Source organism: Trinickia sp. Y13, assembly GCF_029522115.1.
GTDB lineage: Bacteria > Pseudomonadota > Gammaproteobacteria > Burkholderiales > Burkholderiaceae > Trinickia.
Genome location: NZ_JAKWFK010000015.1, coordinates 14,156 through 25,385 on the forward strand (window position 1 = coordinate 14,156; position 11,230 = coordinate 25,385).

At 65.8% G+C, this 11,230-nt stretch carries 12 protein-coding genes; 2 read left to right on the plus strand and 10 right to left on the minus strand.

Going from position 1 to position 11,230, the window contains the following annotated elements:
* Nucleotides 1-9: 9 nt before the first annotated feature.
* The gene (locus tag MMB74_RS22155; RefSeq protein WP_277430809.1) at nucleotides 10-1,572 is read right to left on the minus strand and encodes a DHA2 family efflux MFS transporter permease subunit; all 1,563 of its coding nucleotides are present in this window, start codon (nucleotides 1,570-1,572) and stop codon (nucleotides 10-12) included.
* A gap of 240 nt (nucleotides 1,573-1,812) precedes the next feature.
* Between MMB74_RS22155 and MMB74_RS22160 the strand changes: the two genes are divergently transcribed.
* Complete coding sequence (locus MMB74_RS22160; RefSeq protein ID WP_277430810.1) at nucleotides 1,813-3,345, plus strand: efflux transporter outer membrane subunit; 1,533 nt, start codon at nucleotides 1,813-1,815, stop codon at nucleotides 3,343-3,345.
* On the opposite strand, the gene MMB74_RS22165 is transcribed toward MMB74_RS22160, so the two are convergent.
* The 8 genes from MMB74_RS22165 to gspG all read right to left on the minus strand — a co-directional run bounded on the left by MMB74_RS22165 (nucleotide 3,342) and on the right by gspG (nucleotide 9,407).
* A complete protein-coding gene (locus MMB74_RS22165; RefSeq protein WP_277430811.1) occupies nucleotides 3,342-4,121 on the minus strand; it encodes a type II secretion system protein N in 780 nt (259 codons plus the stop codon). The genes MMB74_RS22160 and MMB74_RS22165 overlap by 4 nt on opposite strands.
* Nucleotides 4,122-4,173: 52 nt before the next feature.
* On the minus strand, nucleotides 4,174-4,695 hold the full coding sequence (locus tag MMB74_RS22170) for a type II secretion system protein M (protein ID WP_277430812.1): 522 nt from the start codon (nucleotides 4,693-4,695) through the stop codon (nucleotides 4,174-4,176).
* Entirely contained in the window at nucleotides 4,692-6,086 is a 1,395-nt protein-coding gene (gspL, locus tag MMB74_RS22175) for a type II secretion system protein GspL (RefSeq protein WP_277430813.1), read from the minus strand. Before gspL ends, MMB74_RS22170 begins: the two co-directional genes overlap by 4 nt.
* Before the next feature lie 29 nt (nucleotides 6,087-6,115).
* Nucleotides 6,116-7,273 (minus strand): type II secretion system minor pseudopilin GspK, encoded by a 1,158-nt coding sequence (gene gspK / locus MMB74_RS22180; RefSeq protein ID WP_277430814.1) that lies wholly within the window; start codon nucleotides 7,271-7,273, stop codon nucleotides 6,116-6,118.
* Between the two features lie 2 nt (nucleotides 7,274-7,275).
* A complete protein-coding gene (locus tag MMB74_RS22185) occupies nucleotides 7,276-7,959 on the minus strand; it encodes a prepilin-type N-terminal cleavage/methylation domain-containing protein (protein WP_277430815.1) in 684 nt (227 codons plus the stop codon).
* The gene (gene gspI, locus MMB74_RS22190; RefSeq protein ID WP_277430816.1) at nucleotides 7,937-8,350 is read right to left on the minus strand and encodes a type II secretion system minor pseudopilin GspI; all 414 of its coding nucleotides are present in this window, start codon (nucleotides 8,348-8,350) and stop codon (nucleotides 7,937-7,939) included. The genes MMB74_RS22185 and gspI overlap by 23 nt, the downstream gene beginning before the upstream one ends.
* Nucleotide 8,351: 1 nt before the next feature.
* On the minus strand, nucleotides 8,352-8,870 hold the full coding sequence (locus tag MMB74_RS22195) for a GspH/FimT family pseudopilin (protein ID WP_277430817.1): 519 nt from the start codon (nucleotides 8,868-8,870) through the stop codon (nucleotides 8,352-8,354).
* A 72-nt stretch (nucleotides 8,871-8,942) separates the two neighbouring features.
* The gene (gene gspG / locus MMB74_RS22200; protein WP_277430908.1) at nucleotides 8,943-9,407 is read right to left on the minus strand and encodes a type II secretion system major pseudopilin GspG; all 465 of its coding nucleotides are present in this window, start codon (nucleotides 9,405-9,407) and stop codon (nucleotides 8,943-8,945) included.
* A 136-nt stretch (nucleotides 9,408-9,543) separates the two neighbouring features.
* Here gspG and MMB74_RS22205 point away from each other — a divergent pair, with 136 nt between their 5' ends.
* The gene (locus MMB74_RS22205; protein ID WP_277430818.1) at nucleotides 9,544-9,957 is read left to right on the plus strand and encodes a general secretion pathway protein GspC; all 414 of its coding nucleotides are present in this window, start codon (nucleotides 9,544-9,546) and stop codon (nucleotides 9,955-9,957) included.
* Between the two features lie 53 nt (nucleotides 9,958-10,010).
* Here the strand turns inward: MMB74_RS22205 and gspF are convergent, their stop codons facing one another.
* Nucleotides 10,011-11,228: a type II secretion system inner membrane protein GspF gene (gene gspF / locus MMB74_RS22210; protein WP_277430819.1), complete on the minus strand. Its 1,218-nt coding sequence runs from the start codon at nucleotides 11,226-11,228 to the stop codon at nucleotides 10,011-10,013.
* Nucleotides 11,229-11,230: the final 2 nt, after the last annotated feature.

Consider the following 11,230-nt stretch of genomic DNA (forward strand, 5'->3'; position numbering starts at 1 on the left):
GGCGCCGCGTCAGTGAGCCATCGCGGGGCCGCTGCCGCGCTTGGGCTTGGTCACCCACACAAGGACGGCCAACAGCACGAACGCCGCGCATGAAATCCGGAAGAAGTCGTTCGTCGCCATCATGTATCCCTGCTGGGTGACGAGCGCGTTCAATTGAGCGCTGACGCTGTCGCCCGTCAGGCCGAGCGTGCCGAGCGCGCTTTGATAGGCGGTCGTGCTAGCCGAATAGCGGCTGACCGATTCGGCCAGCACCGCGTGATGGTAGATCGCATCGTTTTCCCAGTACGTCGTGCTGATCGCGGTGCCGATGGCGCCCGCAAGCGTGCGTAAGAAGTTCGACAACCCCGAGGCGCTGGCCAGGCGCTCGTCGGGGATGCTCGACAACGTGATCGTCGTCATCGGCACGAAGAAGCACGCCACGCCGATGCCCTGCACGATCCGCGGCAAGATGACGTGATTGAACGGCACATCGAGCGTAAACGTTCCATTCCACACGGACACGATGGCAAATACGGTGAAGGCAAAGCTTGCGACCATGCGCAGATCGAGCCGATGCAGATTGCGCCCGATGATCGGCGACAGAACGAGCGCCAGCAGCCCGACGGGCGCCGTCGCCAATCCGGCCAGGCCTGCCGTGTAGCCCATCACCGTCTGCAACCACAGCGGAAAGATGACGACCGACCCGAAGAAAGTCATGTAGCCCAGAAAAATGATCAGCGCGCCCAGGGCGAAATTGCGGTCTTTGAACAGCGTCAGATCGATGACAGGCGTCTTCTCCGTCACCTCCCAAGCCAGCAGAAAGGCCAACGCCACCACGGCGATCAGCGCGAGGGAGACGATGAAGGTCGAGTTGAACCAGTCACGGTCCTTGCCCAGATCGAGCATCATCTGCAGGCAAGAGACGCCAATCACGAGCAACCCGAGCCCGACGGCATCGATCCGTTGCTTGGTCGTCTGCGTTTCGCGCCCGCGCAACAGGAAGTAGGCGGACGAAGCCGAGATGAGGCCGATCGGCAGGTTGATATAGAAGATCCACGGCCATGTGTAGTTGTCCGTAATCCAACCGCCCATCACGGGACCGAAGATGGGCGCGACGATCACCGTCATCGCCCACAGGCCCAGCGCCAACCCGCGCTTTTGCGCGGGGTAGCTGCGCATGAGGATGGTCTGCGAGAGCGGCACCATCGGCCCCGACACGAGCCCTTGCAACAGCCGAAAAGCGATCAGAGTCGGAAAATTCCCGGCGAGGCCGCACAGCGCCGAAGCCATCGTGAAAGCGAGCACCGACATCGTGAACAACCGCACCTCGCCCACGCGCCGCGCGAGCCATCCCGTCAGCGGCACCGCGATCGCCGCAGCGACCGAGTACGACGAGATCACCCACGTGCCATCGCTCGTGGCCACGCCAAGGCTGCCCGAGATGGTCGGGACGGCGACGTTCGCGATCGAGGTGTCGAGCACCTCCATGAAGGTGCCGAAGGCCAAACCGATCGTCAGCAGCGCCAATGTGCCGCCCTGCAACGGCGCAGGACCCGCCATCGGTTCGGCCGCCGCGGAAGCTGCGTTCGCCATGCGCATTCTCCTTATCATTGAACGGGGCGCGGCCGCGCGCCTGCCCGCTCGGTGTTTTGCGTTCGGCGCCAATATGGCCAAAATTGATTGCTATGTCAATATTTTTCTATGCAATGATGGTTGAGGCTTGTATCTAGGTGGAGCGGCCGGCGGGGGCATCACGGCGGTAACTTGCCGTAACCAGTGCGTTGCTGCCGTGCGTTACCATCGGGCGCATCACTCGGGACTCCTGCTCTGCGCATGCCGCTTCGTCGCCCTCGCTCCTTTTTCCGTCAGACGCTGCCGGTCCGTTTCGCGACCGCGCTCGCCATCGCGGCGGCCGCCGCCGCACTCGCAGGATGCGCCGTCGGCCCCGATTACCAACGGCCCAGCACGAGCGCGCCTGCCGCCTACAAGGAAACGCCGGCTGGCTGGAAGGTGGCCGAGCCCGCCGATCGGGCCGACCGGGGACCCTGGTGGTCCATCTACGGCGACGCCCGGCTCGCCGCGTTGATCGAGCAACTGAACGCGAACAATCAAACGATCGCGCAGTTTGCGGCGGCCTACCGGCAAGCGCGCGCGCTCGTGGGCGAAGCACGCGCGGCGTATTTTCCGTCGCTCGGCCTATCGGCGAGTGCTTCGCGCTCGGGCCAACGGCTCTCGGGCACGAACGCCGTGGGCACGACCAATTCGGTTTCTCGCGTGAGCAACAGCTTCGACACCACGCTCGATGCGACGTGGGAGCCGGACCTCTGGGGCAAAGTGAGCCGCACCGTTGGGGCGCAGCAAGCCGGGCAGGAAGGAGCGGCCGCCGATCTCGCCAATGCGCGCCTGTCCGCGCAAGCGACGCTCGCGCAAACCTACTTTCAATTGCGCACCCTCGATGCGACGCAAAAGCTGCTCGACGATACCGTGGCCGCCTATGCGCAATCGCTCAAACTCACGCAAAACCAGTACGCGCAAGGGGTCGCTGCGCGCTCGGACGTGATTCAGGCGCAAACGCAGTTGCGATCCGCGCAAGCAGCGGCCATCGACAACGGCGTCGCGCGTGCGCAGGACGAGCATGCCATTGCCGTGCTGGTGGGCCAAAGCGCATCGACTTTCTCGCTACCTGCCATCCCGCTCGATGCCGAACCGCCCGCCGTGCCCATCGATGTGCCGTCGGCCCTGCTCGAGCGGCGGCCCGACATCGCGGCAGCCGAGCGTCGCGCGGCGCAGGCCAACGAGCAAATCGGGGTGGCGATGTCGGCCTACTTCCCGTCGCTGACGCTCTCCGCTCAGGGCGGCTTCCAAAGTTCGGTGCTGTCGCAGCTCTTTACGCTGCCCTCGCGCTTCTGGACGGTCGGCCCGCAATTGGCCGCAACCCTGTTCGACGGCGGGCTGCGGCGCGCACAGACGCAGGCCGCGCGCGCCGCCTATGACCAGCAAGTGGCGGTCTATCGGCAGACCGTGCTGGGCGCGTTTCAAGAAGTCGAGGATGCCCTGGCGTCGCAACGCATTCTCGCGCAGGAGATCGTCGTCCAACGAGAGGCCGTCGATTCGGCCAAGCAGGCGCTTGCGATCGTCACGAACGAATACAAGGCCGGCACCGTGGGCTACGTCAATGTGCTGACCGCGCAGACCACGGCATTTCTCGCCGAGCAAAAGCTAGCGACCCTCGCCGGAGAACGGATGGTTTCTTCGGTCGGGCTGGTGAAGGCGCTGGGCGGCGGATGGGAGCTTGCGCAAATGGACCGGGAAACCGGCGCGGCGGCAGTCTCGGCCCAGCCCGCCGCATCGACTGCGGCGCACTAGCGCGAGTAATCGAGCGCGATCGTGCCGTCTCCGTTGGGGTGGCCGAGCACGTTCAACAGCCCAGCCAGATTGTCGCGCGCCTGCGGCTGGGCGCTCGCTTGTCCGTGAAACGACGTGGAGTTGGCAGAGACTATGCCGTGCCCGCTCAGCATCAGCGGGCCATTCAACGTCGATAGATCGATCGTCGAATCGTCGCCTTGCGATTGAAACACCACGCGGTACGAGCCCAGCGGTTTGACGGGCGACACGCGCGAGGTCATGTCCGTCAACGTGACCACGAGTTGCCCGTATGCGCGCGTGCCGAGCACCCGCCACGGCGTCCACGCGACGCGCACCGAGCCACGCAAATCGAGCGTGTTGAACGGCGCGCCCAACCCGGCGAGCAGCGCGGCCGGCACCGCGATTTCCCCGGCGGACACCGTCGCCGAGCGCGCCCCGGCAGCCACCTCGATCGCTTCGGGCATAGCGGGGACGTGCTGCATGCGCATGTCCAAATGGCCCGTGAGCAGCGGCCAAAAGGCCGTTTGCCACCGCACCCGCCCCGGCAGCAACGTGCCCGCGCCGGCGTCTCTACCGGCCGCCAGCACGAGCGTGGCAGAGCCGTTCCAGACGGAGCCCGAGGGATCGATCAGATTGACGTGTCCCTGCGACGCCTTCGCAAATTGCGGCGTGATCCACGCCGCCGGCATCATGACCAGAAGCGTGACACCGCATGAGACGAGGGCGATGACGAGCCACGGCAAAGCGGCGAGCAAGCGCCGCCACCCGAGACTCATACGCCACCTCGCGCGGCCCAGCCTCGCGCCCGGTTGCCAAGCGACCACGCGCTCATCGCGGCGACCTCGCAGGCGCCGTCGCCGGCTGCAGCGTCGCCGTGAGATCGACCTGCCCATCGGCCTTGAGCGCCGTCGCATGCATTTCGGTCACATGCACTTTGAACTGTTTGCGCACATCGTCGAGCCACATCGTCCACGCCGGGAACGATGCGTTCTTCGCTTCGATTTGCACGGCCTCGCCCGTTAGGCGCACCTGCGTCGTCGCGATGCCCGCTTGCGTCAGCGAGGACGCGATCGCATCGCGCAGCGCGCCGCCCGTCGGCGTGACGCCTTGCGCCGCCGGCGCGAGCGAGCGCGCCTCGTCGGCCTGTGCCGTCATCTGCGCGATCTGCCGTTGCATCGCCGGCAGGGTTGCGCGCAAATGCGTGCGCCCCTGTTGCGCCGGCGCCCACAGAACCGAATAGGCGATGACGATGCCGACGGCCACGCCGCCCCATGTCAGCAGCAGTTTTTCCCGCGCGGTGCGCGGCTCCCAGAAGCCGGCCCACACTTCGCTCAATGCGCCGAAGTTCATTGGCCGCTCCCGTTTCGAATGACCCATTTGCCCGTGTTCGTGTCGATCTCGCCCGTGAGCGCGTTTTGCGCCAGCCTCTGCGTGAACGCGGGGTCAGGCTTCACGTCAGGCTTGAACATCACCTCGAGACGCCGGTCGTGATAGTCGAGCGAGGCGATTCCGTTCACCGGGACGGCGCCGAGCGAACGATCGAGACGCGCCGCCAGCGACAGAAAATCGTCGGGGGAAAGCTCGCCGGCCGCCGCGCGCAAGTGCTCGAGTTGCGTCCTCATTTGTGTGGCCGGATCGAGTACGACCGTCGTCTTCGGGAACGCATTCAACAGCAGCTCCGTCATCTGCGCGGTGAGCGCGTCGCGTTCACGGGTGAGCATCATCCACTGCACGTTTGCACCGATCACGGCGACAAAGAGCGCAGCTGCCGCGAGCGCGATCGGCAAACGCAATCGGCGTAGCGTCGCACGATCGAGCCGCCACGGCCGCGATTCGAACTCGAATTGGCATAAGTCGAAATCGCAAGCGAGCGCATTGCGGGCCAGCGTATCGAACGCCAGCGGCGCAACGCCCACGTGCACCCCATGCGCGGGCGTAGCTTCCCCTGCAAGCGTCGGTTCGCCGCCCGGCAGTTCAGTGAGTTCGTACACCGTGACGTCCGCGCCGCCTGCGAGCGCCGCAAGCGTCGTGCCGAGAGCCGAGAGCGGCACGGCCAACCCTTCTCCGTGGGCACCGCGCGCGAGCGCCAATTCCACGCGTGGCTCGGCGTCGTCCACCAGCGTGGGCTCGGCGCTCGCCGCCAACGCCGCATCGGCCAGAATCGCCGGCGCAGTCTGCGCTACGGTGCCAAGGACGGCCGCCACGAGCGGCTCGCGTTGCGACGCCTGCCCGCCTACATCGCCGCCCGCAACCGCATCCTCTTCGATCAGCGCCGCTTCGAGCTCGGGCGCGCGCACGAGCGGCGCGGGCAAGCACCGTGTGACGGGCACGGCGCGCAGGCTCCGGTGACCCGCCGCATTGAAGGCCTCGACGATGAAGCGAAACCACCCGCGATCGATCACGGCCAGCATGCGCTGCGTGCCGGCGAGCGGGCGCGGATCGAGCGCGACATGGCAGGTCTGCGCGTCCTGAATCAGATAGTCCTCGACCACATTGGGCAGGGCCTGTTTCAAGCGCTGCCCCTTCACCGGAGGCAGCGTCGCCGCGAGCATCAACAAGTCGCGGGCGGCAACGATCAGCACAGTCGTCGACGCGCGCGGCAGAAATGCGAGCCGCGCGAGCCCCGCGCGTTCCTTGCGGCCACTCTTGTCGAGCAGCACGAACGGCATCTCGGGGAGTTGCCATTCTTGTGACGGCACCGCCGGATCTCGCGGCGGCAGTAAGACGATCAACGTGCTCAAGGCCCGTTCTCTCCTGGTTCGAGACTGCGTCAAAGCTGATCGCGCACCCGCACGACGCGCGTCGCGTGCGTCAGCGGGTCGCGATATATGAGTGTCGTGCGATCGACTTCCGCACGTTCGTGTTGCACCCGTCCATGAACGAGAAAATAGCTCGTCGTCACGTCCATGGGTATCTTGCTGATATCGGTGCCGGGGAGCAGGGCGCCGGCGCCCTGCAAGGCAAGCTGCACCTGGGCCGTATTGAGAAAGTACACGCTTTCGCGTCGCGACACTAACGACTGAGCGCTCGAAAGCGACATGCCCGGCACCATCGCCGCCACGACTTCCGCCGGCGCCGTGTTCATATTGACCGAGGTTTGCGTCGGCAGGGCGGTCACGAACGGACGCAGGCGGGCCACGATTTCCGGTGTGAAGCCAGGCACGTTCAACAGCGAATCGACGCTCGTGAACTGCAATGGCGCCGTATCGGCGTTCTGGTTGTTGTCGTCTTCAAGACCGGCGGCGTCCGTGACGTTCTCGCCCCCGACCGTGCCGCCCGCCTGCGGTTGCGCCGCCGGTTGCGCGCCTTCACCCGCCGAACCCAGGCGGTTGCTGAGCGGCGTTTGAAAACGCGTGGCCGACAGCATCAGCGAGGCCCGCACTTGCAGCGCGGCCGTCTTCGCAAGACCGCCGTTCAGCCCGAGCAGCGCGAGCAGTCGAGCGAACGCGGCGGTCTCCTGCTGATTGATCTGCAACGCCCCGGGCGCCGGGATCGAGACGAGGTTGCGCAGATTGAATTTCGCTTGCGCATCCTCGATCGATCCCGAGAGGTAGGTCTGCGCCCCCTCGGCGGCCTGTGCGTCGCCGGACTTGCCGAGGAAATCGGACAGCCGCGTTTTCGCGATCGGCACCGCCCACACGCCGCCCAGGTAAGTCACCGTGGGCGCGGTGTCGGCCTCCGAACGCAGAATCAAGCGCGTCCAATCGACGGCGCCGCGCGCCACCCATTGCGCTTGCGCGAGCAGGCGCTGATTCTGAATGCGGCGAATCTGCACTTGTTGACGCCAAAGCACGCCCGCGACGAGGATCGCCGAAAGCGTCACCACGAGCAACGCGCTGATGATGGCCGCGCCACGCTGGCGCCGCGGCGAGCGATGCAGGCGGCATGCGCGCCGCGAACGCAAGAGCTGGAAGAGGCGGTCGCGCATCGTCATTCTCCGACGAGGAACATGCGTCGCACCGGCACGTGCAGCGACGGCGCGCCGATCGCGACCTCGAGGCCGGTCACCGCGCGCGGCAACGGCGCGTTGCCGAACTGCGGCACTTTCAGGTTGTTGTTGTTACGCGCGATTTCGGCGGTCACATCGCCCATTTGCGTCGTCCAGCCGACGCGCGGCACATAGAGCCGCGCCGTAATCTTGCCCACGCCGGAAATGAGCGGCACGGCGCTCCAATCGCCGCTGCCGCTCGATGCCGCCAGGGTTCGGCGCAACTGACCGACCGTCGCCACAGGCGGCGATGCATAACGCGTGACGCGCCCGTTCGCCACTTGATAGCGCACGACTTGAAGGCGCGGCGCCTCGCCGGCAAGGCCAAATGTCCGCACGATCTGCAGCCCGTCTCCGGAGACCGAGACGGCGGGTTGGCCGACTTCATCGTCGGTGGCCGCTTGGCGTGCGTCCACGCGCAACTGATCGAACAGTTGAACGAACACGCGCTCGTCTTCCATCGCGCTCGAGATCGCCTGCCGGCCGCGCATGATTTGATCGAGGCCGCGCCAAGAAAGCACCGCGATGACGGCGAGAATCGCGATCGCGACCATGAGCTCGATCAGCGTGAAGCCGCGCTCGCGCCGCCCGGGGCGCCTCGCGTCAGAGCGCACGATTGGACTCATTGGCGACGACCGTCACGAGTTGCGCGAGGCTGCCCGACTGCCCCGGCGTCGTCACCGACACCTCCACGCGCCGAAAAATCGGGTTGGGCGTGGCGCTGATACGCTCGGTGCAAGTGAGCGGCAAATTGCCTTGCGAGCAGTCGAACGTCTGCGTGCCGATCTCGGGCCAGACGCGCGACAAATGCAGTTCGGTCAGCGCGTTATCGGCGCTCCATCCCGCGAGCAGCCGCCGGTGCAGGTCGGCTTCGTCGTTCGCCAACATGCCGACCGCACGCAGCGATGCAGCCAGCGCGACCGCAATGATCGCGAGCGCGACGAGCACTTCGATCATCGTGAAGCCGCGCGCGTGCGCGGCAGTTCGTACGGCGGTTCGTGGAGTAGGCAAGCGCATCTCAACGCACCTCATAGCGGCCGTTGCCGGTCCCGACGATGGTCGCGCGACCTACCGCCGAATACAGCGTGACCGTCACCGCTTGCCCGATGCTCTCGACGCCGAAAACGACGCGTTCCGGATGAAGATCGGAGCCCGGATAGTCGATCGTCACATCGGTCACGCCGCCCTCCCAACCGCGCTGGCGCAATAGATCGTCGCGCAACAGCGGACGCCAGCCATCTTCGGTGCGCACGTCGAATCGATAGCCGCCCGTCACCGGTTGCCAGGCGATCGGGCGCGCGCGCACTTGCGCTTCATCGGACGCCGATTCGAACAGCAAAGCAAGACGCTGCGCCTCTTCGTTCAAATCCGTGCGCGGATTGCGCGTGAGCGACACCGATGCGAGCGACACCAGCAGCCCGGCGATGACTAGAACGACCATCATCTCGAGCAGCGTAAAGCCGCGCGCGCGTCGTGCAAAGCCCGGTGCGCCGACGGGCTCTACGAGCCCGCAGCGTAAGCGCGTACCGCCGTTCATCCGCATGACGGCCGGCGAGGGCAGTGCGTCGGGGCGAGGCGCGCCATTGCTCCGGTCACGGTAGTGCTGCGCTTACTGCCACGAGCCGACATCGGCATCGTTGCCGTCGCCGCCGGGCTTGCCGTCCGCGCCGTAGCTGAATACATCGATCTCGCCATGGACGCCCGGGTTCAGGTATTGATAGGCGTTGCCCCAAGGATCGTTCGGCAGACGTTCGAGATAGCCGCCGTCCTTCCAGTTGTTCGGAATCGGATCGGTGCTCGGCTTTTCGATCAACGCCCGCAGCCCCTGTTCCTGCGTCGGATAGCGGCCATTATCGAGACGATAGAGCTTGAGCGCCTGCATCATCGTGCCGATGTCCTGCTTGGCCGCCACGCGCCGGGCCTCGTCGGGCCGGCTCATGATCTTGGGCACGATCAGCGCGGCGAGAATGCCGAGAATGGCGATCACGACCATGATCTCGATCAGCGTAAAGCCACGCTGGCGGCGTGCGCGCAGCGTTGCGGCTTCGGTGCGACGTTGGTTCCACATTTGCATCATTGCCTACCTCGTTCGTTAAATTGTCGACGAAGCGCATCGCGCGCGCTTCGCATCGCGCCGCCGATTGTAATGGGGCTTTTCGTCAGGGTTCGACAACCGTGCAAACCCGCGAATAGCTCGTACAATGGCGCGCATGAACACTCTCCAAATCCGCCTGCTGTCGTTCGCGCTGTTTGCGGCTTTCTGCGCGACGCTCACCTATTGGATCGTCGTGCTCACCGCGCATCCCGCGCCGCCCCCGCAAGCGGCCGCCGTCGCGCCGAGCGCGTCCCCCGAAGATGCAGCCGCACTCTTCGGCGGCAAGCTCACGCACGAGGCCAACCGCAACATCAAGCTCGTCGGCATCCTCTCGCTGCGCGAAGGCGCCGCGGCGATCGTCGGGGTGGGCGACGAACCGGCTCGAGCCATCGCGCTCGGCAGCAAGATCACCGATGGCACCACGCTCTCCGAAGTCCGAGCCCGTTCCATCGTCATCGATCACAACGGCGTCCATTCCGAAATTCCGTTGGCGCCGAATGCGGGCGGCCCGACCATTTACGTGCGCTGAGCTTCTTCCGGCTGCGGCGCTCACGCTACGCATTCAGCCGGATTCCCCGCGCACTACTGCACCATGTTGTTCAGATCGATGATCGGCAGCATCACCGCAAGCACGATCACGAGCACGATGCCCCCCATCGCCAAAATCAGCAGCGGCTCGAGCAAGCTCGTCAGGAACATCGTGCGTCGTTCGAGTTCGCGCGCTTCGCCCTCCGACGCGCGGTCGAGCATCGTCGTCACATCGCCTGTCGCCTCGCCCGAGCGAATCAAATGCACGAGCACGGGCGGAAACGTTTTCGTATTGCCGAGCGCGCGAGACAGCGACGTACCTTCGCGCACGCGTACGATCGCGTCCTCGACATTGCCGTGCATCGCCCGATTGTTCAGCGTCTCGCCGGCTGCCTGCAGCGCGCGCAGGATCGGCACGCCGGCTGCCGTCAAGATCGCGAGCGTGCTCGCAAAGCGAACCGTGTTGTAGCCGCGCACGAGCTTACCCGCCAGCGGCGCCGTTAGCAGCCACCGGTCGAAGGCGAGCCGCGGCCCCGCCTGCAACAAAATCGCACGCGCCCCATAGAACACCAACCCCACGCCCAGCAGAATCGCCCACCACCAATGGCGGACGAATCCGGACAGCGCCATCATCATCACCGTCAGGATCGGCAACTGCTGCTTCGTGCTCGCGAACACGTTGACGACTTGCGGGACGACATAGCTGAGCAAGAACGTGACGATGCCCAATGCGATCAGCGTGACGATGGCCGGGTAGGTGAACGCCAGGACGATCTTTTGCGTGAGCGCATTGCGTTGCTCGATGTAATCGGCCAAGCGCGAGAGCACGAGGCCAAGCTTGCCCGTATGCTCGCCGGCCGCAACGAGCGCCCGATAGATATCGGGAAAATCGCGCGGATGCTGCTCCAGCGCGTTGGCCAGTGAATGGCCACCCAACACCTCGGCGCGAATGGCGGCTACGAGCTCCCGAATGTAGTCGCGCTCGGCTTGATCGGTCAAAACGGAAAGCGCCTCGTCGAGCGGCAAGCCAGCCGTGAGCAAACTCGCGAGCTGGCGCGTGAGAATGGCCTGTTCCCGCGCCGATAGTTTGCGGCCAAGCGCCAGGCGCCGGCTGCGCGCGCCACGGGCAGCGCTGCCGGCGGGCTCGACGACGAGCGGCGTAAGTCCTTGCGTGCGCAACTGGGCTCGCGCCGAGCGCGCACTGTCCGCATCGAGCACACCTTTTTGCGCGCGCCCTCCCGAGTCAATCGCTTCGAAGCGAAAGGCCGGCATCG

Excerpts from the sequence above, each read along its gene's own strand:
- MMB74_RS22155 (WP_277430809.1), bottom strand. The coding sequence starts at position 1,572 with ATGGCGAACGCAGCTTCCGCGGCGGCCGAACCGATGGCGGGTCCTGCG.
- MMB74_RS22160 (WP_277430810.1), top strand. The coding sequence starts at position 1,813 with ATGCCGCTTCGTCGCCCTCGCTCCTTTTTCCGTCAGACGCTGCCGGTC.
- MMB74_RS22165 (WP_277430811.1), bottom strand. The coding sequence starts at position 4,121 with ATGAGTCTCGGGTGGCGGCGCTTGCTCGCCGCTTTGCCGTGGCTCGTC.
- MMB74_RS22170 (WP_277430812.1), bottom strand. The coding sequence starts at position 4,695 with ATGAACTTCGGCGCATTGAGCGAAGTGTGGGCCGGCTTCTGGGAGCCG.
- gspK (WP_277430814.1), bottom strand. The coding sequence starts at position 7,273 with ATGCGCGACCGCCTCTTCCAGCTCTTGCGTTCGCGGCGCGCATGCCGC.
- MMB74_RS22185 (WP_277430815.1), bottom strand. The coding sequence starts at position 7,959 with ATGAGTCCAATCGTGCGCTCTGACGCGAGGCGCCCCGGGCGGCGCGAG.
- gspI (WP_277430816.1), bottom strand. The coding sequence starts at position 8,350 with ATGCGCTTGCCTACTCCACGAACCGCCGTACGAACTGCCGCGCACGCG.
- MMB74_RS22195 (WP_277430817.1), bottom strand. The coding sequence starts at position 8,870 with ATGAACGGCGGTACGCGCTTACGCTGCGGGCTCGTAGAGCCCGTCGGC.
- gspG (WP_277430908.1), bottom strand. The coding sequence starts at position 9,407 with ATGCAAATGTGGAACCAACGTCGCACCGAAGCCGCAACGCTGCGCGCA.
- MMB74_RS22205 (WP_277430818.1), top strand. The coding sequence starts at position 9,544 with ATGAACACTCTCCAAATCCGCCTGCTGTCGTTCGCGCTGTTTGCGGCT.
- gspF (WP_277430819.1), bottom strand. The coding sequence starts at position 11,228 with ATGCCGGCCTTTCGCTTCGAAGCGATTGACTCGGGAGGGCGCGCGCAA.